Annotated in this window: 20 protein-coding genes and 2 pseudogenes; 11 read left to right on the top strand and 11 right to left on the bottom strand. The window is 56.0% G+C overall.

The window, feature by feature from the left end; translation table 11 throughout:
- Positions 1-22 precede the first annotated feature (22 nt).
- The 5 genes from CAURIM_RS01285 to CAURIM_RS01305 form a co-directional block, all read right to left on the bottom strand.
- Entirely contained in the window at positions 23-1,387 is a 1,365-nt protein-coding gene (locus CAURIM_RS01285) for a sugar nucleotide-binding protein (RefSeq protein WP_201828764.1), read from the bottom strand.
- A gap of 7 nt (positions 1,388-1,394) precedes the next feature.
- Positions 1,395-2,399, bottom strand: coding sequence for a dTDP-glucose 4,6-dehydratase (gene rfbB, locus CAURIM_RS01290; protein WP_201828763.1), 1,005 nt, complete (start codon positions 2,397-2,399; stop codon positions 1,395-1,397).
- Between the two features lie 59 nt (positions 2,400-2,458).
- A complete protein-coding gene (locus CAURIM_RS01295) occupies positions 2,459-3,817 on the bottom strand; it encodes a M1 family metallopeptidase (protein WP_201828762.1) in 1,359 nt (452 codons plus the stop codon).
- Between the two features lie 84 nt (positions 3,818-3,901).
- Positions 3,902-4,981, bottom strand: a complete 1,080-nt coding sequence (locus CAURIM_RS01300) for an alpha/beta hydrolase (protein ID WP_201828761.1) — start codon at positions 4,979-4,981, stop codon at positions 3,902-3,904.
- Positions 4,982-5,019: 38 nt separating this feature from the next.
- Positions 5,020-6,456, bottom strand: a complete 1,437-nt coding sequence (locus CAURIM_RS01305; RefSeq protein WP_201828760.1) for an alpha/beta hydrolase — start codon at positions 6,454-6,456, stop codon at positions 5,020-5,022.
- Between the two features lie 658 nt (positions 6,457-7,114).
- Between CAURIM_RS01305 and lpdA the strand changes: the two genes are divergently transcribed.
- On the top strand, positions 7,115-8,527 hold the full coding sequence (gene lpdA / locus CAURIM_RS01310; protein WP_070645735.1) for a dihydrolipoyl dehydrogenase: 1,413 nt from the start codon (positions 7,115-7,117) through the stop codon (positions 8,525-8,527).
- 497 nt (positions 8,528-9,024) lie between these two features.
- On the opposite strand, the gene ramB is transcribed toward lpdA, so the two are convergent.
- Entirely contained in the window at positions 9,025-10,431 is a 1,407-nt protein-coding gene (gene ramB / locus CAURIM_RS01315) for an acetate metabolism transcriptional regulator RamB (protein ID WP_201828759.1), read from the bottom strand.
- Between the two features lie 403 nt (positions 10,432-10,834).
- Here ramB and CAURIM_RS01320 point away from each other — a divergent pair, with 403 nt between their 5' ends.
- The 8 genes from CAURIM_RS01320 (at position 10,835) to pdxA (ending at position 19,672) form a co-directional block, all read left to right on the top strand.
- On the top strand, positions 10,835-11,590 hold the full coding sequence (locus CAURIM_RS01320; RefSeq protein WP_070444033.1) for a succinate dehydrogenase cytochrome b subunit: 756 nt from the start codon (positions 10,835-10,837) through the stop codon (positions 11,588-11,590).
- 15 nt (positions 11,591-11,605) lie between these two features.
- Entirely contained in the window at positions 11,606-13,645 is a 2,040-nt protein-coding gene (locus tag CAURIM_RS01325) for a fumarate reductase/succinate dehydrogenase flavoprotein subunit (RefSeq protein ID WP_070731326.1), read from the top strand.
- Complete coding sequence (locus CAURIM_RS01330; RefSeq protein ID WP_070444027.1) at positions 13,645-14,394, top strand: succinate dehydrogenase/fumarate reductase iron-sulfur subunit; 750 nt, start codon at positions 13,645-13,647, stop codon at positions 14,392-14,394. Before CAURIM_RS01325 ends, CAURIM_RS01330 begins: the two co-directional genes overlap by 1 nt.
- 47 nt (positions 14,395-14,441) lie before the next feature.
- Entirely contained in the window at positions 14,442-14,813 is a 372-nt protein-coding gene (locus CAURIM_RS01335; protein WP_070711090.1) for a hypothetical protein, read from the top strand.
- A gap of 283 nt (positions 14,814-15,096) precedes the next feature.
- On the top strand, positions 15,097-16,266 hold the full coding sequence (locus tag CAURIM_RS01340) for a UTRA domain-containing protein (RefSeq protein WP_083276409.1): 1,170 nt from the start codon (positions 15,097-15,099) through the stop codon (positions 16,264-16,266).
- A 120-nt stretch (positions 16,267-16,386) separates the two neighbouring features.
- Complete coding sequence (locus CAURIM_RS01345) at positions 16,387-17,403, top strand: 2-keto-3-deoxygluconate permease (protein ID WP_201828758.1); 1,017 nt, start codon at positions 16,387-16,389, stop codon at positions 17,401-17,403.
- The gene (locus tag CAURIM_RS01350; protein WP_201828757.1) at positions 17,404-18,657 is read left to right on the top strand and encodes a four-carbon acid sugar kinase family protein; all 1,254 of its coding nucleotides are present in this window, start codon (positions 17,404-17,406) and stop codon (positions 18,655-18,657) included.
- Positions 18,650-19,672: a 4-hydroxythreonine-4-phosphate dehydrogenase PdxA gene (pdxA, locus tag CAURIM_RS01355; RefSeq protein ID WP_083276407.1), complete on the top strand. Its 1,023-nt coding sequence runs from the start codon at positions 18,650-18,652 to the stop codon at positions 19,670-19,672. Before CAURIM_RS01350 ends, pdxA begins: the two co-directional genes overlap by 8 nt.
- Positions 19,673-19,731: 59 nt before the next feature.
- On the opposite strand, the gene CAURIM_RS01360 is transcribed toward pdxA, so the two are convergent.
- From CAURIM_RS01360 to CAURIM_RS01370, 3 genes are all read right to left on the bottom strand, one after another.
- A complete protein-coding gene (locus CAURIM_RS01360; protein WP_201828756.1) occupies positions 19,732-20,049 on the bottom strand; it encodes a hypothetical protein in 318 nt (105 codons plus the stop codon).
- Positions 20,050-20,269: 220 nt separating this feature from the next.
- A complete protein-coding gene (locus tag CAURIM_RS01365; protein WP_141740705.1) occupies positions 20,270-20,677 on the bottom strand; it encodes an IS3 family transposase in 408 nt (135 codons plus the stop codon).
- 66 nt (positions 20,678-20,743) lie between these two features.
- Positions 20,744-21,028 carry an IS3 family transposase gene (locus CAURIM_RS01370; RefSeq protein ID WP_070444015.1) on the bottom strand — a complete coding sequence of 95 codons (285 nt, stop codon included), beginning with the start codon at positions 21,026-21,028 and terminating at the stop codon, positions 20,744-20,746.
- 69 nt (positions 21,029-21,097) lie between these two features.
- Between CAURIM_RS01370 and CAURIM_RS01375 the strand changes: the two are divergent.
- A pseudogene (locus CAURIM_RS01375) lies at positions 21,098-21,385 on the top strand (integrase core domain-containing protein); the annotation flags it as partial.
- Positions 21,386-21,564: 179 nt separating this feature from the next.
- Positions 21,565-21,957 carry a hypothetical protein gene (locus CAURIM_RS01380; protein ID WP_201828755.1) on the top strand — a complete coding sequence of 131 codons (393 nt, stop codon included), beginning with the start codon at positions 21,565-21,567 and terminating at the stop codon, positions 21,955-21,957.
- 247 nt (positions 21,958-22,204) lie between these two features.
- Here CAURIM_RS01380 and CAURIM_RS01385 read toward each other — a convergent pair whose 3' ends face one another.
- Positions 22,205-25,534: a type ISP restriction/modification enzyme gene (locus tag CAURIM_RS01385; RefSeq protein ID WP_201828754.1), complete on the bottom strand. Its 3,330-nt coding sequence runs from the start codon at positions 25,532-25,534 to the stop codon at positions 22,205-22,207.
- A gap of 127 nt (positions 25,535-25,661) precedes the next feature.
- Positions 25,662-25,889: pseudogene (locus CAURIM_RS01390) on the bottom strand (type IIL restriction-modification enzyme MmeI); the annotation flags it as partial.
- Positions 25,890-26,001 lie beyond the last annotated feature (112 nt).

Here is a 26,001-nt window from a genome sequence, read left to right on the forward strand (position 1 = left end):
ATGTTAAGTGGGAAGTTAAGTGTTATGCCGGATAAAGGCCCAGGTAAAGCGCCAACGCGGCCCGCCAATTCATGGGTTTGAAGCCGGTGGCTTCAATCTTGGACAGGTCGAAGGTGGACTCCTTCGGGCGAGGAGCCTCGGGCCCGGCAATTTCGCGGTACTGCTCGGTGCTGACCGGCGTGACATCGGCGGGATCCTGGCCCACACCGGTGAAGACGGCCATGGCGATCTCATCGCGGCCCACCACATCGCCCGAGTTAGAGATGTTGTACACGCCGTAGTCGGATTCGGTCTTGAGCAGGTGGATGATGCCCTTGGCCAGATCCTCGGCAAAGGTGGGGCGTCCGCGTTGATCGTGGATGACGGAGGGCTTGACTCCCTTAGTCGCCAGCGAGCGCATCGTGGCCATGAAGTTGGCACCGTCGCCGAATACCCACGAGGTACGGATGACATAGTGGCGCGGCGCGGTTTGCGCGGCGGTATCGCCCGCGGCTTTCGACGCCCCGTAGGCCGACAGTGGGGAAGGCATTTCCTCCTCGGAGTGAACCTCGTTAGAGCCGTCGAAGATATAGTCGCTGGAAACGTGCACTAAGGTCAGGCTATTCTCCGCCGCAATGCGCGCGAGCTTCGCCGGGGCGGAAGCGTTGACGGCCCAGGCTGCGGCGCGATCGTCCTCCGCGCCGTTGACATCGTTATAGGCCGCGCAGTTGATGATGGCGGAGTACTGCTTCCACGGGCGGGCAGGCGGGGTGGTGATGTCGAAGTCTAAGTGCCCACAGAACTCCACCGCGCCCAAGCCAGCGGAGGGCAAGAACTTCTTTAATGCGCGACCCAGCTGCCCGTTGGCGCCGGTGACTAGGATGCGGCGAGGTGGCATGGGGGTAACGGCGGCAAGCGCGGGGTGCTCCTTGTCTTTGTCGGAGATCTCCGTCGGTTCCAGCGGCCAGTCCACCATGTCCAGGTTGACGCAGGTGTACTCCGCATCCGGGGACCAGTGGTCATTGACCAGGTAGGAGTAGGCGCAGGCCTCCAGCGCCTGGAAACCGTTGGCCACACCGCGCGGCACGAAGACCGCCACGTCCTCGCGCAGCTCGTGGGTTACCAGTTGGCCAAAGGTAGAAGAGCCCTCACGCAGATCGCACCACGCGCCGAAGGCCCGGCCGGAGGCCACCGAGACCAGCTTGTCCCAGGGCTCCGCGTGCAACCCGCGCGTAACCCCCTTCTCCGCATTGAAGGAAACGTTGTTTTGCACCGGTTGGAAGTCAGGCAAACCTGCCGCCACCATCTTCTCACGCTGCCAGTTCTCTTTGAACCAGCCGCGGTTATCCCCGTGGACGTCGAGCTCCACAATGAGCAGGCCCTCAATGGCCGTTGACTGCACCTTCATGGTTTCTTTACTGTCCTTGCTTCGCGTAGTTGGCTTCAACTTCTTCCTTGCCCGCACGCCACCAGTCCTCGTGTGCGCGGTACCACTCAATGGTGGCGGCCAGGCCTTCGCGCAGATCCGTGTAGCGCGGGCTCCAGCCCAGCTCGCGGCGCAGTTTGTTGGCATCCATGGCATAGCGCTGGTCATGGCCTGGGCGGTCCGCCACGTGCTCGAAACGCGCCTGGCCGTCATCTGTCGCGCCCATGAGCTCACAGATCATCTCGATGACCTGGCGGTTATTCGTATCCTCCTGATCGGCGCCGATGTTATAGGTCTCACCGATGCGCCCGCGGTCCAGGATGGCGAGTACGGCCTCATTGTGATCATCCACGTGAATCCAATCCCGCACCTGTTCGCCGGTGCCATAAAGCTTGGCGGGCTGGCCTAGAAGCAGGTTGGTGATCTGTCGCGGAATGAACTTCTCAATGTGTTGGTAGGGGCCGTAGTTATTGGAGCAATTCGAAATGGTTGCCCGCAGCCCAAAACTGCGCACCCACGCGCGCACCAGGTGATCCGAGCCGGCTTTCGTGGCCGAATAGGGCGAAGAAGGGTTATAAGGAGTCGACTCCGTGAAGTAGGTATCGGCGCCAATGTCCAAATCACCAAAGACCTCATCGGTGGAGACGTGGTGGAGGCGCACATCGTGGCGGCGGCAGGCCTCCAGCAGCACGAAGGTGCCCATGATGTTGGTGTGGAGGAAGGGCGAAGGATCCCGCAAAGAGTTGTCATTGTGGGATTCCGCTGCGAAGTGCACCACGGTATCCGCCTGGGACACGAGCTTGTCGACGACCCCCTCATCCGCCACGTCCCCCACCACGAGCTCGGCGTCCACGCCGTCGAGATTGGCGCGATTGCCCGCGTAGGTGAGTTTGTCCAGGACGGTGATTTCCACCTCCGGGCGCTGCTCGGCCACGAGCCGCACGAAGTTTGCACCAATAAAGCCGGCGCCGCCGGTAACAAGCAGTTTGCGCATGGTTTCCCAGTTTAGAGCATGTATTGCTCATGGTACTGCCGGGATGAAGCGGCCGATTTTTATAGCGGGAAGCGCGGCAGCTCCGGCTTATCCAACCACTGGGCTAGGAGCTGGTCGACGTCACCCGGGTTCTCCGCTGCCTCGCGCATGCGGCTGATGAGATCCTCCGGGGTCACCACCGAGTGCTGCGCTGCGGTGAGGTACTCCCGCACCGTGCGGAAGAAGGCCTCATCACCCACGAGGCGGCGCAGCGAGTGGACGGTCAGCGCACCGCGCTTGTAGACGCGGTCATCGAACATATCGCGCGTACCAGGATCGCTGAGCAGAATGTCCTGCTTCTTGCGGGCCAGCACCTGATAATGCGAGCGCGCTGATTCATGTGCCGGGCGGCCATGTGCGTGCTCAAACCACAGCCACTCGCAGTAGCAGGCAAAACCTTCGTTGAGCCAGATATCCTTCCACTCCATCAGGCCCACGGAGTTGCCGAACCACTGGTGGGAGAGCTCGTGCGCGATGAGCCGCTCGAAGACATGATCACCCTTGACGTGGTTGGAGCCAAAGATAGACAGGCCCTGGGCTTCGAGCGGGATTTCTAGCTCATCATCGGTGATGACTACCTGGTAATCGGCGAAAGGATAGTGGCCAAAGAGTGTGGAGTAGAAGTCCACCATCTCCTGCTGCTGGGCAAATTCTTCGAGCACCACCGGCTTGAGGCGGGCCGGTGCCCACGCGCGGACGTTGGCCCCAAGTGGGATCTCGATGTACTCACCAACTTGGACCGTGGCGAGGTAGGTGGCCATGGGGTGCTTGACGCGGTAGTGCCAGCGCGTCATGGAACCACCCGCGCTGCGGCGGGAGACCAGCTTGCCGTTGGAGATGACCACGAAAGGATCGTCGGCGGTAATTCGAATATCGTAGGTGGCCTTTGCGGACGGGGTGTCATCGCACGGGAACCAACTGGGCGCGCCATTGGGCTGGCTAGCTACCAAAGAGCCAGAATCCGTCTCCTCCCAGCCGATCTCACCCCATGGCGTGCGCAGCGGGCGGGGTGAGCCGCCATAGCGGATCAGCAGTTCAAACTCTTGGCCTTCCACGATTGTGTCGGCGAAGTTCAAGCGCAGCTTCCCACCGGATAGGCGGAACTTGGCCACGCGCGGTGCATGCTTCGCCGTGATGCGACGAGCGACCATGGCGCCGCCGAGGTCGAGGGTGAGCTTGTCCAAGTCCCCCAACGCGCGAATATGGAGCACAGCTTCGCCTTGGAGCATGTTGGGTTCCACGCGGTAGGCCAGGTCCAAGTCATAGTGGGTGATTTCGAAGCCGAGGTTGAAATCCACCCCGGTATAGCTATCCCGAGTAGGTGCGGCGTGGCCGCGGGCGGACGAGATATGCGAAAGGGCGGTAGAAAGCAGCTTCATAATGCCGCTATCCTACCGCCCTGTTTGACTTATCCGAAGCCAGGGGAGCAGGCATGCCGAACCACGACATGCTTAGCCCACTGTTTAGGAGTTGAAGGCTTCCTCAAAGGTAGGCCAGGACTTCACCAGGTCCTCGCGCCAGCCCGGCCAGGAGTGCGTGCCCACATTGCGGAGGTTGTAAGTTGCCGGAATGTTCTGCTTATCCAGCTTTGCCTTGAGCATGTGGGTGCAGTGGTTAACGGCAGCCTCGATGACGCCGCCTTCCACCTGCAGCTGCGCCGAGCCCAGGTAGGCCGTCAACGGGCTGTAACCCTTGTTGATGTAGTAGGACGGGGTATCCTGCTCACCGGCGAAGCCCGATGCGGAGGAGATGTACAGCTTGGTGCCGCGCAGCTTCTCAGAGTTCATCAGGGCGTCGTTGTAGCGGTTGTAGGCAGAGCCCATCGGTCCCCACATCTGCTCCGGCTGGCCGCCACCGCGGTTCACAGTGAGGCGCAGGAACTCGTACTCGGTGGGGTAGGCGGTCGCAGCACAGCCGGCGAAGGAACCAACTGCGTCATAGAAGCCTTGGTTGTGCTGAGCAAACAGCAATGACGACGTCGCGGACATGGACATGCCGGCGACGGCGCGCTTATTGCTTGCGTTCAGACGCTCCTCCAGCGGTCCCGGCAGCTCCTTGGTCAGGAAGGTCTCCCACTTCTGCGGGCCCTTGAGGTACTTGCCGTTGGGCTCCTCCAGCCAGTCGGTGTAGTAGGAGAAAGCGCCTGCCTGCGGAACCACCACGTTGACGTCCTTCTCAGCGTAGAAGTCCACGACATCCGACATGTACAACCAGTCGGAATCCTGCTCGGCGGAACCAGCGCCGTTGAGCAGGTAGACCGTCGGGCGGTCCGGGTTCTTGGCCGGGATGACAGCAAGCGGAATGGCGCGGCCGTTCATCGCCGGCGAGGTAGCCTGCAGCTTGAGAACGCGGGCGTCATCCTTGTAGTGGTCATACCACTTCTGGCTCTCCACCTCCGGGGTGACCTGCAGGTCCGAGATGGTGGATAGGGCAGTGTCACCCGCAACCTGCTGCGCGGTGAGGGTGGCAGCACCCGCAACGGGGCTGACCAGCGCGGCGGCACACAGCGCGCCGGCGGTGAGGAGAGAGCTAAGACGCTTCATAACGTTCCTTATTCAATAATTGGTACGGCGAATAGAGCTTAGTGCTCGGTCGCCTCAGTATCTACTGGCAGGGAATCAGCGGGGGCCTCGGTGTCTGCCTCTGCCTCATCCAGTTTCGCATCCTGACTATCGGCCTCGGCATCCATTTCGTTAGCGCTCGCGTCCTCATTTGCTGCATAAGTTGCCGCTACCGGCGCGGAAGGATCCTCGGGAAAGAAGGCGCTGGCGAATGTCGGCCACGAGGAGTTGATGTCGTCATACCAACCCGGCCAAGAGTGGGTACCGGTGTTGCGCAGGTTGAAGACTGCGTCTTTAACGCCCTCGCGCTCCATCTTTGCCTTCAGGTCATGCGTGCAGGCGTTCATGGCTGCCTCGATGACGCCGCCCTCAACCACGAGGGTGGAGGAAGACTTGAAGGCCTGGGATGAGCCCGAGGCATCAATCTTGGACGAGCCCAAGTCTGTTGCCCCAGCCAAACCGGAGTTGGCGGAAACATAGACCTTGGAATTGCCCATGTTGTTCTTGGTGGCGTTGATGAGGCCATCGTTGTAGCGGTTGTAGTCTCCGCCCTTCGCGCCCCACATCTGCTCGGTGCTTCCGCCACCGCGGTTCACGGTGAGCTGCGCGTAGAAGTTCGGCAGCGGGGTCGAGGTAGCAGCGCAACCGGAGTAGGAGCCGATGGCATCGTAGAAGTTCGGGTTGTGCTGGGCCAGCACGAGCGAGGAGGTTGCGGACATGGACATGCCGGCGATGCCGCGCTTGCCGTTGCCGTTAATGCGCTTCTCCAGCGGTCCCGGCAGCTCCTTGGTCAGGAAGGTCTCCCACTTCTGTGGGCCCTTGAGGTAGCCGCGGTCCGGGGTGCTCAGCCAGTCGGTGTAGTAGGAGAAAGCGCCCGCCTGCGGGATGACAACGTTCACGTTGCGGTTGGCGTAGAAGTACGGCAGGTGCTGCACACCTTTTGCCTTCGGATCGAGATCCTTGCCAAAGGTGGAACTAATCCAGTCCATTCCTTGCTCGGCGCCGCCGGCACCGTTGAGCAAGTAAATGGTGGGGCGGGAGGCATCAAAGGTGCCGTCTGGGGTGAGTACTGCAAGGGGGACGTCGCGGTCCATTGCGGGTGCGGTGGCCTTAAGGGGCTTCACCAATTGACGGTATTCCCCGTACCTGAAGACGTAGCCCATCCACTTCTTTTTTTCCGGAAGCTTGTTGATCTTGGGCTCGCTGAAATTGGTGTTTCTGTCGTTAAGGGCAGCCTCATATTCCTCTCGAGACGGCGACGGGTTGCCGGCCTCATCCTTGGGCAGGTACTCCTCGAGCTCGTCGTAAAGGTCGATATCGGAAATCTGGGATTTTTCAGCGTTACCGCGGATTTCATCCGGGTCAATGTCGGATGCGCTGGCGATAGGGGATACAACGGCGCCGAGGGCTAAGGCTGATGCCGCTGCCAGCGTCGTGAGAGAGCGCGCAATCTTCATGGAATCTCGCTTTCTTGATGATGAGCGGAAGTGTAGGGGCAAGTTTAAAAGATGCTCCGGACAAACCACCCTTGAAATGGGCAAAAGTACTGATAGACGGGTGATTCAGTACCCCCGAAGATAAGGGTAGCGAGATTAAACATACCAAGTTATTAGAGTGAATGGTGGTATTGAAGTTGAAACCGTGTCATAATCTTTCCGCGCCTATTCCTGGGTTATGTAACGCAACGACAGTCTCGTTCGTTAGTGGAGCTAGGTACCGAGACCGCCTCCGGCGGCGGCCGCCTGCATCGCTGTGACCTCGCGGGAGGGGTGCCGCGTAAAGTCGCGCACGCCGCTCAAATACCAACAGAAAGAAGAAGAATGAACTTTTTTGACACCATCCTCGTTTCCATCAACCAGGTGCTGGGCCAGATCGCTCACTTCGGCTCCTCCACGTCCTCGAAGGCTGCCCTGGACTGGGGTCTGTTCTAAGAAATCTGCAGGGGGTAGTGCCCCGCTTTCCTTCCCCTAATCCCCTTCATTGGGGGTTGGGGGTTTATTTGTGCCAGTTTGCATCCCGCGCGTTAGGCCTGCATCGGGACGGCTATGAACGTCCAGTGGGTACATGCTCGGGGGTGGTGGGACAGCGAGCCTAAAGTTACGTATCCTATAGAGCGTGACTAATGAACATTTTGACGTTGTAGTACTCGGCGCGGGCCCCGGCGGCTACGTGTCCGCCATCCGCGCTGCCCAGCTGGGCAAGAAGGTTGCCGTTATTGAGAAGCAGTACTGGGGCGGTGTCTGCCTCAACGTGGGCTGCATCCCGTCCAAGGCTCTTCTTAAGAACGCTGAGGTTGCACACACCTTCAACCATGAGGCAAAGGCCTTTGGTATTTCCGGCGATGTTTCTTTCGACTTCGGTGTTGCGCACAAGCGCTCCCGCAAGGTTTCGGAGGGCATCGTCAAGGGTGTGCACTACCTGATGAAGAAGAACAAGATTACGGAGATCAATGGTCTCGGCTCCTTCAAGGACGCCAAGACCATCGAGATTACCGAGGGCGATGACAAGGGTAAGACCGTTACCTTTGATAACTGCATTATCGCCACCGGCTCCGTTGTCCGTTCCCTTCCGGGCGTGGAAATCGGCGGCAACATCGTGTCCTACGAGGAGCAGATCCTTAACGATGATGCCCCGGATTCCATGGTGATCGTTGGCGCAGGCGCCATCGGTATGGAGTTTGCTTACGTTCTGGCCAACTACGGCGTGGACGTGACCATCGTGGAGTTTATGGACCGCGTCCTGCCAAACGAGGATAAGGATGTTTCCAAGGCTATTGCCAAGGAATACAAGAAGCTTGGAGTGAAGCTCCTGACCGGTTACAAGACCACCGCCATCAAGGACAACGGCGACAATGTCACCGTTGAGGTCGAGTCCAAGGACGGCTCCAAGACCGATACGCTGACCGTGGACCGCTGCATGGTCTCCATCGGCTTTGCCCCGCGCACCGAGGGCTACGGCCTGGAGAACACCGGTGTCGAGCTCACCGAGCGCGGCGCCATCGCTATCGATGATTACATGCGCACCAACGTTGAGGGCATTTACGCCATCGGTGACGTCACCGCGAAGCTGCAGCTTGCACACGTGGCTGAGGCGCAGGGTGTCGTGGCCGCTGAGGTCATCGCCGGCGCTGAGACCCAGCTGCTGGGTGACTACATGAATATGCCGCGCGCTACCTTCTGCAACCCGCAGGTTGCCTCCTTCGGTTACACTGAGGAGCAGGCTCGTGAGAAGTTCGCTGACCGCGACATCAAGGTTGCTACCTTCCCGTTCTCCGCTAACGGTAAGGCAGCTGGTCTGAACGAGACCGCGGGCTTCGTCAAGCTCGTCGCTGACAGCGAGTTCGGTGAGCTCATCGGTGGCCACATGGTGGGCTCCAACGTTTCCGAGCTGCTGCCGGAGCTGACCCTAGCGCAGCGCTTTGATCTCACCGCTGAGGAGATCGGACGTAACGTTCACACACACCCGACTCTGTCTGAGGCTATGAAGGAAGCAGCCGAGGGTATCGGCGGCCACATGATCAACCTCTAAGGTCACGGCAAGAAGCCAAAGCAAGAACTCTCCCCCTCAAACCCAGAAAGGGTTTGAGGGGGAGAGTTGGTTTTAGCGCCGTAGCGCGCCTGCCTTTAGCCGAAGAGCTTGGAGGACAGAACGAACGGTGCATTAACGATGGTTACGAGAAGGCCCTGAATCTGGCCAAGGAAACCGTTAGCAAAGCTGCTCATGATAGTGATCCTTTCGATAGGGGATATCGGTCATGTTCCATTATAAGAAATTCGACCCCGGAAAATCTATGTATTTTGATAGGCAAAATCATGAGAAAGCTGTTTAAGGGAAATGTATATGGGCTGGCGGAAGCTTAAATTGGCAGTTCAAGATGTATAACAGGATTCCTGGGGGCGGATCTGTCCCCGGAAAAATTCATCCCGACTCTGGAGAGCGCTCCCCATAAAAGACAATAAAACGTTATTTGTGGTGTAAAAGCGTTCCTTTTGGCTAGTCCCTACTGCACGTGTCGCGAGATCTGGTTAGTACGGCGCAACCGCGGAGCGGTGGGCATCAATGACTAACTGCTCGTTGATAGCGGGGAAAGCTCGCTGCGAACAGTTCTGGCGTGGGCAGGTGCGGCAGCCAGCGCCAATCGGGGTCGCGGAAGAAAGGGCATCGAGGTTCAGGCCCTGGGCGTAGACAGTGCGGTTGGCGTGGCGGGCCTCGCAGCCCAAGCCGATGGAGAAGAGCTTGTTGGTATCCCCGAAACGGCCTTGCGGGTAGCTCACCGTGCGCGAAACCCAGAGGTAATTGCGCCCATCCGGCATCTGCGCCAGCTGCCGGGAAATGGTGTTGGGGCGTGAGAAGGACTCGTAGACATTCCACAGCGGGCAGGTGCCGCCGGAGTTGGAAAAGTGCACGCCCGTGGCTGATTGGCGCTTGGACATGTTGCCGGCGCGGTCCACCCGTACAAAGGTAAAGGGGATGCCGCGCTTGTTGGGCCGCTGCAGCGTGGAAAGGCGGGAAGCAATGGTTTCATAGCCCACGCCGAAAACATTGCAAAGGTACTCCACGTCATACCCGGATTGCTCGGCCTCACTATGGATGAGGTTATAGGGCAAAAGGGTGGCTGCAGCGTAGTAGTTGGCGATTCCCCGCTTGGCCAAGTTGATCGAGGCATCCGAGGTGAAGGGTTCTTCGTCCACGAGGCGGTTAATAAGCTCACCCGCTTCCAGGAACCCCAGCTCCGCCGCCATGCGGAAGGCGCGCTGGCCCACGCTCAGGCGGCTGGCTAGGCGAAGGGTGCCGGTGTTCTTGTCAAAGCGATGCAGTGTGCCATCCATGCGATCGGTGGTGAGAATCTCCACGCCGTGCTGGGATGTGAGCCTGTCATTTAGAGCCTGCTCGATATCGCGGATGTGGAAGGGGGTGACGCCGAGCTCCGCGGCGATTCCCTCCGCATGAATCTCCAATTCATCGAGGTAATTCTGCCGGGCATAGAAGAAGTCCCGCACCTCGTCGTGAGGCATGGATAGCGCCTGGCTGCCATCCGAGCGGCGGGTATCGGTGGCAAGCGAAAGCTTGTCGCGAATGTTGCGGTAGCGACGGTGGATATCCACGAGCGTGCGGGCAACGGTGGGGTGGTTATAAACCAACTCGGACAATTCCTGAAGCTCCACGGGGGAGGGGCAGATTTCCTGGTCTTGTACGACATCCTGGATTTCTGCCAGCAGGCGTGAGTCGTCATCGCGGGAGAAGAACGTGGCATCAACGCCAAATGCTTCAGTGATTTTCAGCAAGACCGGGACGGTAAGCGGGCGCACGTCATGCTCAATCTGGTTGACGTAGCTCGCTGAAAGCCCCAGCGTAGCGGCGAGGGAGGCTTGGCTGAGATCACGTTCGCGGCGCAGCTGGCGCAGGCGCGAACCCACGTATGTCTTGCTCATGTGAGCTAGGTTACCTAGTGCCTTTCACTCGTAACAATATTTTTGCAAGGAATGTGTGAAGTATTTTAACTCCGCTGTGAAGTGGGGGTGTTGGCAAGGTGCTGGGCGGGCAATGAGGGGGTGGATACCAAGCGAAAGTTTGACGCCTAAAGGGGTAGGGTCGTCACTCGCGCCACACCCTGTGACAAAAGTCTCATCCGTGAAATGTTTTCGCAAGGTCAATATTGCGTAAAGGGAAGTGATCAAGGTAGAGCGGCAAAAGGGGTAGGGTACTTAAGGCAACCCTTGCCTTATCTTAAATCTTTCGGTGGGCTGGAGGAGGGGCAAGGGGCCTGCAAAGCAAAGAGATAACTAGTGGTCAGCGTGAAGTTCTGCGTAAGGTAAGGACGACTATGGAGGTGTCATGTCTGTAAAAAATCCTGACCGTGAAGCCCTCGCTCACGGCCGTATTACTAATGAAACGATTCGTCCTAAGCCAGGAATTCCGTCCTGGGCTTTGAAACTGACGATGGCAATTACCGGTCTGTTCTTCGCACTCTTCGTTGTGGGACACATGGCCGGAAACTTGAAGCTTTACCTGCCGGCTCATGACGGCCAGGAAGCCCTCGATGCCTACGGCGCATTCCTGCGCAGCATGGGTGATCCGCTGATTCCGAGCGGTCACCTTCTGTGGATCATCCGCATCGTTTTGCTGGCGTGCGTGATCGCCCACATTTACGGTGCCTTCGCGCTGACCGCTCGCTCCAAGGCGTCCCGCGGTAAGTTCAAGCGCACCAACCTGATGGGCGGTATGGATTCCTTCGCGACGAAGACCATGCTGGTGACCGGCGTCGTGCTGCTCCTGTTCATCGTCTTCCACATCCTGGATCTGACGATGGGTGTTCAGCCAATCGCTCCGGAGGCTTTCGCTCATGGTGCCGTGAAGGCCAACATGATCGCTACCTTCTCCCGCTGGCCGGTGACCATCATTTACATCGTCGCCATGCTCTGCCTCTTCCTGCACCTGACCCACGGCATCCGCCTTGCGGCTTCCGACCTGGGTATTACCGGTGCTAAGTGGCGCGAGGTATTTGTCATCCTGGCGTACGTTGTCCCGGCCGTCGTGTGCCTGGCAAACATCGTCATGCCGTTGTCCGTCGCCCTGGGCTGGGTCAGCTAAAGGAGTTTTGAACCCATGACTAACGCGAATCCTGTGTCGAACGCGAACACTGAACTCAAGCGCGAGCACCCGAACTTCTCGCACCCGCAGTCCGTCGTCCCGGGTGTTAAGCCGGGCCGCATTCTGGAGTCCCACGAGCCGCACGGCGTCCCGATGAAGGACATGTGGAGCTACCAGAAGGACCACATGGAGCTGGTCTCCCCGCTGAACCGCCGCAAGTTTGAAATCATCGTCGTCGGTACCGGCCTGGCTGCTGGTTCCGCTGCGGCTGCCCTCGGCGAGCTGGGCTACAAGGTAAAGGTCTTCACCTACCACGACTCCCCGCGCCGTGCGCACTCCATTGCTGCGCAGGGTGGTGTTAACTCTTCCCGCCACAAGAAGGTGGATAACGACTCCGCTTACCGCCACACCAAGGACACCGTCAAGGGTGGCGACTACCGCTGCCGCGAGTCCGACTGCTGGCGCTTGGCTTATGAGTCCATCCGCGTCATCGACCACATGAACGCCATCGGCGCTCCGTTCGCTCGCGAGTACGGCGGCACCCTGGCTACCCGTTCCTTCGGTGGCGTGCAGGTCTCCCGCACCTACTACACCCGTGGCCAAACAGGCCAGCAGCTGCAGCTGTCCACCACGTCTGCGCTCTACCGCCAGATTGGTCTGGGCAACGTGGAGCTCTTCGCTCACCACGACCTGCAGGACATCATCACCTACACCGACGGTGGCAAGAAGCGCGCCGGCGGCATCGTGACCCGTAACCTCATCACCGGCGAGCTGAAGGCTTTCACCGGCCACGCAGTCATCCTCGGTACTGGTGGTTACGGCAACGTCTACCACATGTCCACGCTGGCTAAGAACTCTAACGCCGGCGCCATGATGCGTGCGTACGAGAACGGTGCTTACCTAGCTTCCCCGGCATTCATCCAGTTCCACCCGACTGGCCTGCCGGTGAACTCCGAGTGGCAGTCCAAGACCATCCTCATGTCCGAGTCGCTGCGTAACGACGGCCGCATTTGGTCTCCGATCAAGGAGAAGGATGACCGTCCTGCCAACGAGATTCCGGAAGAGGAGCGCGACTACTTCCTGGAGCGCCGCTACCCGGCCTTCGGTAACCTCGTCCCGCGTGACGTGGCGTCCCGTGCCATCTCCCAGCAGATCAACAAGGGCCTGGGTGTTGGACCGCTGCACAACTCTGTGTACCTGGACTTCCGCGACGCCATCGAGCGTCTGGGCAAGGACAAGATCCGCGAGCGTTACTCCAACCTCATCGAAATGTACGAAGAGGCCATTGGTGAGTCCGCTTATGAGACCCCAATGCGTATCGCTCCGACCTGCCACTTCACCATGGGTGGTCTGTGGACGGACTTCAACGAGATGACCACCATCGACGGTCTCTTCGCCGCCGGTGAGTGCTCCTGGACCTACCACGGTGCAAACCGCCTGGGTGCTAACTCCCTGCTGTCCGCTTCCGTCGATGGCTGGTTCACCCTTCCGTTCACCATCCCGAACTACCTGGCACACCACCTGGGTGAGGCCAAGCTGGCTGAGGATTCTGCTGAGGCCAACGAGACTGTCGCTCGCGCTCAGGCTCGCATCGACCGCCTCATGTCCATCCAGGGCCAGGACCCGCACGGCCCGGCGTACTACCACCGCCAGCTGGGTGACATCCTCTACTGGGGTTGCGGCGTGTCCCGTAACGTTGAGGACCTCAAGGTTGCCATCGAGAAGGTTCGCGAGCTGCGCAAGGACTTCTGGGCTAACGTCCGCATCACTGGTGAGGCCAACGACATGAACCAGGTCCTCGAGTACGGTCTGCGCGTTGCTGACTACATCGACCTGGGTGAGCTCATGTGTATTGACGCCCTTGACCGCGACGAGTCCTGTGGTGCTCACTTCCGCGAGGACCACCTCTCCGAGGACGGCGAGGCCGAGCGTGATGACGAGAACTGGTGCTTTGTTTCCGCTTGGGAGCCGGGCGCTGCTGAGGGCGAGTTCATCCGCCACGCTGAGCCGCTGTACTTTGATTCGATCCCGCTGATGACAAGGAACTACAAGTAATGAAACTGACACTTGAGATCTGGCGTCAAGCCGGACCGACGCAAGAAGGCAAGTTCGAGACCGTGCAGGTTGACGACGCCGCCGAGCAGATGTCCATCCTGGAGTTGCTCGACCACGTCAACGACCGCCTCATTGAGGAAGGCACCGAGCCGTTCGCATTCGCTTCCGACTGCCGTGAGGGTATCTGTGGTACCTGTGGCCTCCTGGTCAACGGCCGCCCGCACGGCCCGGGCCAGAACACCCCGGCCTGCCAGCAGCGCCTCTTCCAGTTCAAGGATGGTGACACCATCAAGCTGGAGCCTTTCCGCTCCGCTGCCTACCCGGTTATCAAGGACATGATCGTGGACCGCGCCAAGCTGGACCACGTCATGGAGCAGGGCGGCTACGTGTCCATGGATGCGGGTACCGCTCCGGATGCTGACACCCTGCACGTCAACCACGAGACCTCCGAGTACGCTCTGGATCACGCTGCCTGCATCGGCTGCGGTGCCTGCGTGGCATCCTGCCCGAACGGTGCTGCCCACCTGTTCACCGGCGCCAAGCTGGTTCACCTCTCCCTCATGCCGCTGGGCAAGGAAGAGCGTGGCCGCCGCGCACGCAACATGGTGGACGATCTGGAGCAGAACTTCGGCCACTGCTCGCTCTACGGCGAGTGTGCCGACGTCTGCCCGGCTGGTGTGCCGCTGACCGCGGTTTCCGCGGTTACCCGCGAACGCGCACGTGCTGCTTTCCGCGGCAAGGACGACTAAGCTATAGTCATTCACAGGATTAACAGGAACGAGAGAAAGTTTCAGCCATGAGCGACCTCAACCCGGCAGTTGCTGATCACCACAGCGAGACCTACCCGGAGTTCTCCGGTAAGATTCAGGACTCCTACATCGAGGGATATGACCCCGTTTCTTACGGCGCACCGCACTCTTCTTTGCTGCGCACCTCCACCTGGGTGGGCATGGGTCTGACTCTCTCGATCCTGCCGCCGCTGGGTATCCTGATCTGGGGCCTCGGCACCTGGCTCTACCCGGACGGCACCGCGGGTGCTGATTACCAGATCAACCTGATCGTGGGTGCCATCGCCAGCGTCGTCGTAGCCATCATGGCTATCGCCGCCGTCAAGTATGGCCGCCGCTACTACCGCCAGTACCGCAAGGAAACCGGCCGCATCAACTAGGCACCTCCTAGGCCGTTGAACGCCTGAGTTTCTGTACTGGTACCACAACAACCCCCACCTCCAAACAAACACAACGCATGGGAGGCCATGTGAGGAGGTGGGGGTTGTTGGCGTTTGGGGTGAGCGCCGGCGCTTGGCGACGTCCCGCTCGTGCCTCCTTGCGCGGAATATTCATTCAGCCTAGAACTGTGATGTCTAGCGACTTTTTGGACTCGGAGTCCAGGATGTTTTTGGACAGGATGTCTAGTGGCTTTTTGGACATTTACGGCGGTGGAATAGCCGGATGGCTATTCCATTGCATAAGCGTAGAAAGGTCGCAGATTTCGATCCCGTTCGTGACGGCAAGACGGTCACACAGTTTTGCAAAGAATTGGGGATCTCGCGGCAGACGTACCACAACATCAAACACCGGATAGCGCAGAAGGGCCGAGCAGGTATTGTGCCGGATTCGACTGCCCCGAAGAACCCGTTTAAGAAATTTGACGAAGCCGACAAAATCGCAGTCGTCCATGCCAGACAACAGTTAATGGAGCAAGGCTTAGATTATGGCCCTTGGTCGATCTACTATTTCTTGTTCGACACCCCTAGCCCCCAACCTTGCCCCAGCCGAATCAACCAACCTTCTGCACTCGATACCGATCTCCAGGAAAATAGAATCTCGAACGACCCAATGCATTTCCAAAGGAATGCCAAAGCATGTTCAAAATGTGGTTCCAACAATGCGAGGGGATTTGCCGATAGGATTAGACCTAAAACAGGTTCAATAACCCCGAATATTCCAATGCCAACTCGAATACCGCTCTATTTGACCGTCGCCACAACACTCCGAGACGAAATAAATTCATCTGTGCTAGTTGGATACTTACCTTCCGAATCCAGCCTTCAACAGCGTTTTGACGTCTCCCGATCCGTCATTCGCCAAGCGCTTTCCCTCTTAGAATCAGAAGGTTTACTTTCCAAATCGCAAGGTCGACAAACAGAGGTAATAAATCCGAAGAGAGTCCATCGAGTTGCCCAATCACTTAATGGTCTAGGCATGCAGGCCCTGCTCCAAGAAATGGACGTTCGTACGAAAGTGCTGACGCTGACAAGGAATTCCATTAGTGGAGATATTACATTTCGCCGAATCAGATTCTTGGACGGTGTACCATTCTGCGTCATCGACACGCAGGTACCTTTCGAGGCTGCCACGGGGGTAGACGAAGATTCACTGGAGCAGAGTTCGCTACATGACCTATTCCGCTCAGCAGGAAACATGCCTACCCATTCGTCACGATCAATTACAGCCATTCCTGCGTCTGAGGAATTAGCCGCCCTCTTAGAGTTGCCAGTTGGCGCCCCCCTTCTTGTGCTCTCAGGCAATACAACAAATATCGACGGGGATGAGATCGAACGATTTACCACTTTCCACGCCGGTACCCGCGTTGCGCTAGATCTCGAAACTTCCACATAGTGTGAACCGGCACACAAAAAGACAGCCATAAGACCCTTGACTTATCCGTACAAGTTGCTAAATTCTTACTTGTACGGATAAGCGATGCTGTCTGTCAGCATCTACACTAAGGATATTGGAATGGCTGAATCACAAAAATCAATCCTTCCTCTCTGGGATTGGATGAATAAAGTCCCTGGCGGAACAATGGTCATCCCCCTCATTCTGGGATCAATCGTCGGAACTTTCTTCCCTTCATTCCTTGACATGGGTTCTTTTACCACCGGACTTTTCAAATCGTCCGCGACGCCACTAATTGCACTACTAATTTTTGCTACAGGTACCCAAATCACTGTTCGAAGCTCCGGACCAGTGCTCGCACATGCGGGAACAATTCTTCTCGCCAAGACAATTATTCCGGGCCTTCTGATCGTTGGGCTTGGACACCTGATCGGTTTGGATGGATTCTTCGGAATTTCAATCCTCGCTCTACTAACCGTGGTAGCAAATTCCAACGGCGGAGTATGGCTCGCTTTCACTGGCAAATACGGCGACTACCGAGATCGCGGCGCGTACATCGCTTCAGCCGTAAATGATGGCCCCTTCTTCACTTTACTTTTCTTAGGCGCTTCAGGAATGGCCGACATCCCTCTCTCGCTAATGGCCGCAGCAGTCATTCCACTCATCATTGGAATGGTTGTAGGAAATCTTGATCCCAAATGGACCGACGTTCTCCGTCCTACCGGTGCCATCGTAATTCCATTCTTTGCCTTTGCTCTAGGAACCGGAATTAACTTGGGCTCAATCGCCACAGGCGGAGCGATGGGACTGATCCTCGGCGTAATTTCGGTACTTCTTACCGGCGCGGTTACCTATCTTGGATACAAATTTGTTCTTCGACGCGGCCGAGAATCAGGCATGGGCTTCGCCGCGGCTACAACAGCTGGAAATGCTGTAGCGACTCCGTTAATCGTTGCAGAAGCAGACCCTACGTTTGTCCAATATGTAGATGCAGCCACAACTCAGGTAGCCGCCGCAGTTCTTGTTTCTGCAATTCTGGCTCCCCTACTCGCAGCGTACGTTCTCAAGAAAGAAGGCGGATTGATAGATCGGAGTGAGGCCGAAGTGCCACAAAATCTTGACGAGGAGAAAGTCTAAATGTTACCTCGTACCCTAGTCTTAGCGGATGACCTTACTGGAGCAAATGACACCGCAGTCCAGTTCGCAGACAACGGTTTCAACACGCTCCTCACAAGCTCCGTTCAAGAACTTGTAAAACTGGACAATTCAAGAAGTGAAGTTGTCGCAATCAACGCTGCCACCCGACCAAGCTACGCAAAGGCCGAGGAAACCACAAGGAATTTGACTGAGCAAGCTATAAGAGCCGGGTTTGAGCAGATTTATCTCAAGGTTGATTCAACGATGCGGGGATCTGTGGCGCAACAAATTAAGGGCGCAATCGCAGGACTTGGTAATCGAAATGCGCTCGCATTCGTTTGCACCGCATATCCAGAAATGGGACGAGTCATCAATGATGAAGTTCTATACGTAGACGGAATTCCAGTTACCGAAACTCGCAGTGGGCGAGATCCGATCACACCCGTGAAGTCTTCCAGAATTGGCGATCTAATTCCTGACTCATTTCATGTTAGGAATCACCACGACGTCGACCACTGTGTCCAAGAAATTATCGAAAGCACCGCTCAAATAATTACTTTCGATGCAAGAGTTCAAGAAGATCTAGAGCAGATTAGTGAAGTCGCGGACCGAGTCGAGCGGCCAATTGTCTTTGTCGGCTCTGCCGGCCTTGCACAAGCACTTATCGCCAAGGCAAGCGAACCAAAATCAGCAGCAAAACTACCGCTACCAATCGATTTTCCACCTTTGGTCGTGGTGACATCGATTCATGACGTGAGTCAAGCACAGGTCGATGAATATATTTCAGACTCCGCAGGAGTTTCGTCTACTGTGTTCAGCCCGGCCCCAGCTCAGCTCACACAAGACCCCTCAATGCCCAGCCTTCTACGGCAAATCAGTGTGCTTTCGCAAGACACCAATGGTGTACTCGTCTTGAGAGCAAACCCAACGGTTACTGCATCGATTGAAAAACGAACTCAAGTTGCATCTGACTTCGCGAACAAGCTTTCATCACTTACTAAGAAGGCACTACAAAGCGGAAAGTTTGGATCGCTAATCATTTTCGGTGGAGACGGCTCTGCTGCATGCTTCAAAGAACTTTCCATAGCAAATACCCAAGTTCTCGGAAGCATTGAAAAAGGCGTTCCTCTCTCAATAGTCGTAGACGGGCCATTTGAAAAGCTACCCATCGTGACAAAGTCTGGTGGATTTGGGGAACCCAATCTATTGATCAATATTGTGAATCAAATTTGGAAAGGAATTTCAAATGAATAATCCAACACTTGCTATTACCATCGGAGACATTTCCGGAATCGGACCCGAAATCACAGCTAAGACACTCCTGCTTCACCCTGAACTGCGTGAAATTTGTGTCCCCATAGCCTACGGTGATGCCAATTCATTGCGCCATGGATGTGAGGTAGCAGGTCTAGATCCAAATTCCGTTCACGTCTTGACTTCTCCAAGTGACGCAACTAATGATCCCAACCGAATCGAAGTCATCCAGGTTGGACCAGAACTTGAACGAGTTGAGCTCGGCAAAGTTTCGGCCACCGCAGGCGATGGTGCATACCGATTCGTCGTCGCTGCATGCGACGACGCAAAAAAGAACCTCGTTCAAGGGATTGTCACCGCACCGCTGAACAAAGAAGCCATGCATGCGGGCGGACACCTGTGGCCTGGACATACAGAAATCTTGGCACATGAATTTGGCGTGGAAAACTATTCAATGATTCTTTCCGCAGATGATCTATTTCTCTTTCACCTGACCACCCACCAATCACTCAAGTCCGCAGTTGATTCGTGTACACCGGATCGAACCTACAATGTAATCAAACTCGCAGCAGCTCTTGGAAAGGCTAATGGACACCCTGAGTGGACAATTGGAGTTTGCGGAATCAATCCACACGCAGGTGAAAATCGTCTGTTCGGCGATGAAGACCAAGACCAACTGCTCCCAGGAATCCAAAGAGCTCAAGAAGAAGGAATAAACGTCACAGGACCGCTGCCAGCTGATGCACTGATTCCTGCTGCAGTAAAAGGAAAATACAACCTTGTTATCGCCTGTTATCACGACCAAGGACACGCTCCGTTCAAGGCCGTATACGGAGACAACGGGGTAAACATCACTTCTGGCCTCCCAGTTGTACGTGTTTCCGTGGATCACGGCACCGCTTTTGACATCGCTGGAAAAGGCATTGCACGCGAAGAATCTTTAGTACTGGCAACGAGGCGTGCCGCTGAGCTTTCTTCTGGATGGGCCGATGTCTGGACCGTGGCTTCGAGCTAAACGGATCCACAAGACCTCATTAATTACTTGGTTGCCGTCTTCGGAGACCAATCCTTTCGTCAGTCTCCACTTTCAAAGACGTACTCGAGCTCGCGCTTGGGGTTGATCTCTCGGTAGAAGTCCTCGGCATAGACCCACATGTGCGCGAGGATCCCGCCCAGCTGCGCCCGCAGCTGGGCGTCGCTGTAGTCCCAGGCGGTGGAAATGCGGCCGAGAAGCAGCAGGTTCAAGTCCTCGTGGCCGTCATTGAGGATGAGGTAGGAGGTCACGACGGCTTGCTCCTGGTTGGCCTTGACCACCCAGCCCATGAGCTCCGGCAGGGAGCAGCCACAGCGCGCGGACGGCACCGTGAGGCGGAAGACGATGTCGCCGCGCATGCCACCTGTCGATTTGGGGTAGTTGGTACCGCGAGTCCGCGTAGTTGGTACCGGTGTTCTGCGTACCCGGTACTGCAAGGGGGTTTTCTTTCATAGTTGATGTTGGCGACACCACAATCCGCTGGTGTTGCGTCAACTTCTACTTGGAAGGAGCTGGTCCTTGTGGCCAACTTCAAGCAGATCATCGCGATGTGCCTTGATGGTGCTAGCTACGCGCAGATCACACACGCATTGGGATGTTCACGACGAGAGGTATCCTGAAGGTGATATCGCCTACGTAGACGTGGTTCGGCCTGTCAGCGGTGAATTTGCGGCCTATTAAATCGGGCATGACTCGATGGCCAGGCTTGCGCCTGGTGGTGATGCATCGACGCCGTTTAGTAAAGCCTTTCAGCCCCATGGATTTCATGATGCGTGCGACCTTCTTGTGGTTGATCGGGGGAAAGTCCGCCTCGTCGTTGAGGCTTGCAGCGATGCGTTTAGCACCATAAAGCCCGTGCTCATTATCGAAGATGGTCTTGATTCTCGCACCAATAAGGGCATCGGAACACGTCTTTAACCTGCGTTCTTGGCGGATGTTGAGCCATTTGTAGAACGAGGAGCGATTGAGATTTAACACGTGGCACATCCGCTTGACCGAGTATTCGGTTTGGTGGTCATCGACAAACTGGAAGCGGATTACCAGCGTGTCTCTTTAAGCAAAATATTTCGCGGCCTTGCGCAGGATGTCGCGTTCTTCGCGCAGTTTCGCGTTTTCTTTTTCTAGCTGGCGGATCCGTTCAGAATCAGTGGTCGCCTGGGCCTTGTCACGCATGGTCTTCGTGCGGGCACGTTTGCCGGTGCCGTACTGCTTAAGCCAGGAATAAAGTGAGGAGCGATTGACTCCAAGCTCTGCTGAAGCCGCGTGAAGTGATAGGTCCTCATTGTTTTCGTAGAGGGCCACAGCATCACGTTTGAACTGTTCGGAGTACCTAGGCATGGTGGTAGATTACCTTTCTTCCCAACCCAACCGGGCTGGATATCAGGTGTCTACCTAACAGGGGTCGGGTCCAAGCTCTGGGAGGTGTGCCGCAGCCTGGGCATTGCTCAGTCCGTGGGGCGTACTGGTGTGTGCTTCGATAACGCGATGGCTGAGTCGTTCTGGTCCACGCTTAAAACCGAGTTCTACGACCGTAAGCGCTGGGCGACCCGTGATGCCGCGCATAAGGCCGTTGCCTACTGGATTGAAGTCGTCTACAACCGTCGGCGCCGGCACTCCGCACTGGGGATGGTCAGCCCCGTCGACTTCGAGAACCACACCGGTTCAACCACCAGCAGAAAAGAAATAGCTGCCTAACCACTAGGTAGCTCCACTACGTGTCCACGATTTGCGGGCAACCCCAAGAACAAGACTGTATTTACTAGGCAGCCTTTCTTACCTGCTGGTGAGAGGTCTTCTTATGACTGGGCACGTGGCGTAGCGCGCTGAGTTTAAGGCATTCGGGGAACCGGACGTGAGTTGATCTTGTAAGGTTTTTGCCAGAAAATTCTCTGGTCTCTCTTGGAGGTTCTTATGCGTTTCGTCCCGTTGCCGCCGCTGCTTTAGCTCTTGGTTGCTCCTTAACTCTGGCATCCTGCGGTAGCTCCGAATTGGATGGCAAGTACGAGTACATCGGCAATGAAGGCTCCGCACAGATTGAGATTGATGGCGATGAATTCTCAATCACTACTGATGGAACGGTGTTTAGCGGCTCCGTTGACCAAGATGAAAAGATCTTCACCCTGGAGCACATGGGCGAGCCAGGCGACGAAAAGAGCTTGGACGACGAGATGGAGTCCGACGGCCTGAAGGGCGAAGAAGAATCCTTCTCCACGAAGGACGACCAGATCATCTACCAAGGCTGTTCCTTTGTAAAGGTTGATGACTAATTCCGAGAGCATTGCTCCTTGAAATCAATTAGCACCTGTTTCCAGAAGCTGCTGGAAACAGGTGCTTTTCGCTTTGGCTACTTGTGTCCTAAGGGAACACTTCGTGTGGAATCAGATGTGTCCGGTTCAAACTTTTCGTACACCTAAACTGGGTCTATTCGTTTGCCGGTCCTGATGCAGCAGTGGCAGGCCGCCCGTCTTTTTTATCCACGAATTACAGGTATCGGCGCTGGTGGTTGCGTTGACTCTAGAAGTCAATCGTCCCTCGCTTTTTCTTCGGTGGTGCCTTGCGTTCCGCGTCAGTGGGGACGCCTAGGTCTTTCGGGCTGATTTTCTCACCACTAAGGACTTCTTGTAGTAATTTGTTGCCTTCAGCTTCGGCGTGGATCATGAACTCTAGTTGCCAGAGCAGCTCTAACAACTCAGTGTCATGCTGCCACGTATGTGCTTGAATTTGGTCCAACGGAGAAGATGATTTACCAGCTGGAGCTTTCATTCGGTATCCCAGCCAGGACGCTACAACATTCATTCCGGAAACTTCATAGTCCATAATTTCCGCTGAAACGTGATCAAAGCGGCCATTCCCAACGGTGAGACTGCTGGTCTCTGCGTCATAGGACCAAGACTCGGGATAGCCAGTCGTGGTGGTTGGGGCGCCGATAACGGCGTGGCCGCGGAACCGATGGCCAGTGGGCTGCCCGAACTCGTTGAGTTGAGCCCCACGTTCACCCCAGGTCTGTTCAAAGATAATTCGACGTCCGAATTCTACTATTTTGTCGAAAAGCTCCGCGTCGGCAGTAAAAGGGACATGCGCTGTTGATTCTGCCAGCTCATCTTCAAACTGTTTGGTGTATGCCGACGTACCTAGCAAGCCAACGACGTAGGCGGCAACTTCGAAGCCGCTAACCTCCCTGCCGTATGTGACTTTCAACGTAGCTAAGAGCGCGCTGGAAAGGTTTTCTTCTTCCGCTGTACAGGAACGATACAGTGGGTAGGTATCCTTTGCGCCGAAAGAGCCTCGAAAGAAATGTAAATCAGGAACATAAGGGCTAACTGTTACAGCTGGTCCTTTGCTAAGTGATGTGGATGACAGCGAGACAAGGAAGATTTGACGGTCGCTTAGTGTGTCCCAAAGCTGTTGGCGGATGTAAGTCCCTACGCGGTGATCAGGCAGGCACCATTGGCGGTCAAAACTGCGGCATCCGTATCTAGTGGGCTGCTGCTTTGTCGCATAGGCACTTGGTTCTTTCAGTGGCGGTAGAGGTTCATCAGTAAAAAGATTATTGCGGCGAGAATCAACGGTTCTGTCGCGATCTGGAGCAAACAGTCCGGAATTGGCACTGCCCGATTCAAAAAGAGTATCCCATCGTGTATTAAGCGCTTCTGCAGTTACAGCGATAGGCCATTTGCGTTGGAATTTTGCACCGGACTGTACCCAGGGGAAAATAATGTCCAACGTCACCCCATCCGACAACGCGCCTTCGGAGGTGGGAACAAATTTGTCTCCCCATTCCTTCGGCTCTATTGTTTGCCAACCGTTGTCAACTGATGGTGGCTGTAGTTTTTCCATTTCAGCCAGTTTCTCATTACGAGTGCCGGTGATGCGTTTGTAATGGACTACTGCTTTTTGCCGCAGGCGATCGGAATTCTTTTTGATCGTTCCTGTTGAAGTTTTTTCATGCTGGATGCCGAAGAAAATGGCAACCGGAGTCTGGATAGCGAAGACATTGTCTTCCTTGCGGCTGCCTCGGCCTTCGCCTCCAAGGTCAACGATCCATAGTTCATCAAAGACCCGGCGCATGTACTCACGCATTCCCACAAAACCAGGGCCTCGCAGGTAGGATGAGCTGGTGATATAGCTGACAACACCAGTTTGGTTTTTGTGCTGTTCGCAGGCCTTCCAGATGGCCCAACGGATGAAATAGACGTAGGAGTTGTACAAGTTGGGTGCTTGTTGCCCTAAGCCCAGTGCTTTTAGCGGTTCCATAAAGGCGTCGATAAGCGGGGGCTTGCCGTTTGATTCTTCTAGGATGATGTTCTTGTAACGGGCAGAGCCAGCGCCGAGTGCCTTCTTCTTTGAGCCGCGGTCATAAGGGGGGTTGCCAAGGATGACACGTATTGGGGTACGTGAGTTCTTAACGAGCCCAGCCTTACGGTTTTCCTCGTTTATATCCTCCATAACTTCCCACAAGGAAATCTGTTCGTTTACATCAGAGATTTCTCCAGGGTCAGTAAGCGAATTCGTGAGAAAGACTTGGACACCGTCTTTCCCGAGCTCGACCCCTGTTGATTCTAAAAGTTGGGTCAATCGCATGTGTGCGACCGAGTACGGACCCATCAGCAATTCGAAGGCGAATAGTCGTTTCGCAAGACTACGTGCCGCATCTTGCTTGGAAGCTGCACTATTTAGAACATGACGGGCAACAGCCAAAGGGTAGGTTGCGGTCCCTGTTGCATTGTCCAGGATATTTGTACTCTCATCTCCCAGTCCGTCTTGACGACCGAAGCGAGTTTTAAGGATTTCATCTAGTAGACGAACTTGGGCTTCTACGATTTCGACGGGGGTGTAATAGACTCCGGCATCGGCGCGCATTTTAGGGTCGTATGATGCGAGAAAGTCCTCGTAGAAGTAGAGCCAAGGGTCGGCGTTTTTGGTGAATTTATCCACATTGACGGCGCCGATGGTTGCTTCAAGCAGAGAGACGGGGCCTTCAACTAGCTCACGGTTGGTCTTTTGCGCCATGAGTTCGAGGACTGACCCTAGTAGGCGGTGGCCATTTTTGCGGAGGTCTGGGGTGATGGAGTTTGCGTTGAAGTCTTCAGCTGGGGTATCTGATTCCACACGTGCCAGTAGCAAGGCGTAAGTAAAAGTTTGGGCAAAGGAATCAGCGAACTGTGGCTTTGTTGCACCTGGCATCAGCTCAGCTGACCAAGACTTGTATAAGTTGTCGAGGGCGTCGAGGTGATTGTCTGTCAGAACTTCGTGAACGGTGTCACGTAGGAATCTGGTCAATGGGGCAAGCGTGCCAGCGAGGCCTGGCGGTGACGATGGTGTGGTCGGCTTCCAAGAGAGGAACTGGTCTAGCAGACTTGCTAACTCACTCTTTTGTTCATCAGGAACGGCGTCATCTGCGTTGGGATTGAGCACTAGGTGGGAGACAGGGCGGTCTGATTCGTGTCGCAGAAGTGTCCACTCCCAGCCATTTGTATAAATCAAGTTGGGGTGATTGGACAAGCGTTTCCATTGAGATTTGTCGTGTTTCGTCCACCCTGTGGGCCGGTATGGATTGGCTGATTTAGTAGGAGCTTTTAACTCTATATGTCCGGTTAGCTGTCCTCGACCGTTTTTGACAGCCATGTCCAGTCGAACCCCTTGGACTGAATCATTCTTGCCTTGACGGTGTTCTGTTACCACGTTGACCTGGGTTGTGCGATTTTGGCCTATTTCAGTAAGGAAGTTGTGGATCGGGACTTTCAGTTGGTCCTCTGCACTGGTGCGATTATCGAGGGAAATTTCGGTCTCTATCTTGCGAAGACTGGTAATTAGTTGAGCTAAGGGGGCGGATTCGTTTTGCATTAATTGACTCATTTCAAAATTTGTTAATAGAACTCGTGGGCCGAGCAGCTTATTCAGCTGCTCGGCGTTGGCGTAGGTCTTGGCAAATCCTCCTTTGAGCTTGTTTATAAACAGGGGCGCGATGGAATTCAGTCAGACCACCTGTCGTTTCGCGGAAGTAGATGACATTCTTCTGAGCTACTTCGTGTTCCAGATCGTCAGCGATGTTGAGTGAGCCGTTACGAAGGCGGGTGATATTTCCCTTGGAACGGCCGTAGGCGAGCATGAGATCGAAGATGAACTCGCGGTCATACTCATCTTTCCCAGCAAGCGGCTTGATGCGTTCTTCGATTGCTTTGAGGCTGAGTCTTGCCACCTAGTTCACCCTTCAATTCAGTGGAATAGCCCTCGGCAGGCTGGCGTTCATAAAGCTAGGAGTCGATCTTAGTGTTGGCGGCGATCGAGTGTGTCCGTTACGCGCACTAATG

The sequence above is a fragment of the Corynebacterium aurimucosum genome (genome assembly GCF_030408555.1).
GTDB classification, from domain to species: domain Bacteria; phylum Actinomycetota; class Actinomycetes; order Mycobacteriales; family Mycobacteriaceae; genus Corynebacterium; species Corynebacterium aurimucosum.

Excerpts from the sequence above, each read along its gene's own strand:
- CAURIM_RS01340 (WP_083276409.1), top strand. The coding sequence starts at position 15,097 with ATGGCTATTCCATTGCATAAGCGTAGAAAGGTCGCAGATTTCGATCCC.
- CAURIM_RS01300 (WP_201828761.1), bottom strand. The coding sequence starts at position 4,981 with ATGAAGCGTCTTAGCTCTCTCCTCACCGCCGGCGCGCTGTGTGCCGCC.
- ramB (WP_201828759.1), bottom strand. The coding sequence starts at position 10,431 with ATGAGCAAGACATACGTGGGTTCGCGCCTGCGCCAGCTGCGCCGCGAA.
- rfbB (WP_201828763.1), bottom strand. The coding sequence starts at position 2,399 with ATGCGCAAACTGCTTGTTACCGGCGGCGCCGGCTTTATTGGTGCAAAC.
- CAURIM_RS01360 (WP_201828756.1), bottom strand. The coding sequence starts at position 20,049 with ATGCGCGGCGACATCGTCTTCCGCCTCACGGTGCCGTCCGCGCGCTGT.
- CAURIM_RS01370 (WP_070444015.1), bottom strand. The coding sequence starts at position 21,028 with ATGCCTAGGTACTCCGAACAGTTCAAACGTGATGCTGTGGCCCTCTAC.
- CAURIM_RS01295 (WP_201828762.1), bottom strand. The coding sequence starts at position 3,817 with ATGAAGCTGCTTTCTACCGCCCTTTCGCATATCTCGTCCGCCCGCGGC.
- CAURIM_RS01385 (WP_201828754.1), bottom strand. The coding sequence starts at position 25,534 with ATGCAAAACGAATCCGCCCCCTTAGCTCAACTAATTACCAGTCTTCGC.
- CAURIM_RS01325 (WP_070731326.1), top strand. The coding sequence starts at position 11,606 with ATGACTAACGCGAATCCTGTGTCGAACGCGAACACTGAACTCAAGCGC.
- CAURIM_RS01285 (WP_201828764.1), bottom strand. The coding sequence starts at position 1,387 with ATGAAGGTGCAGTCAACGGCCATTGAGGGCCTGCTCATTGTGGAGCTC.
- pdxA (WP_083276407.1), top strand. The coding sequence starts at position 18,650 with ATGAATAATCCAACACTTGCTATTACCATCGGAGACATTTCCGGAATC.
- CAURIM_RS01365 (WP_141740705.1), bottom strand. The coding sequence starts at position 20,677 with ATGTGCCACGTGTTAAATCTCAATCGCTCCTCGTTCTACAAATGGCTC.
- CAURIM_RS01305 (WP_201828760.1), bottom strand. The coding sequence starts at position 6,456 with ATGAAGATTGCGCGCTCTCTCACGACGCTGGCAGCGGCATCAGCCTTA.
- CAURIM_RS01320 (WP_070444033.1), top strand. The coding sequence starts at position 10,835 with ATGTCTGTAAAAAATCCTGACCGTGAAGCCCTCGCTCACGGCCGTATT.
- CAURIM_RS01345 (WP_201828758.1), top strand. The coding sequence starts at position 16,387 with ATGGCTGAATCACAAAAATCAATCCTTCCTCTCTGGGATTGGATGAAT.
- CAURIM_RS01350 (WP_201828757.1), top strand. The coding sequence starts at position 17,404 with ATGTTACCTCGTACCCTAGTCTTAGCGGATGACCTTACTGGAGCAAAT.
- CAURIM_RS01335 (WP_070711090.1), top strand. The coding sequence starts at position 14,442 with ATGAGCGACCTCAACCCGGCAGTTGCTGATCACCACAGCGAGACCTAC.
- CAURIM_RS01330 (WP_070444027.1), top strand. The coding sequence starts at position 13,645 with ATGAAACTGACACTTGAGATCTGGCGTCAAGCCGGACCGACGCAAGAA.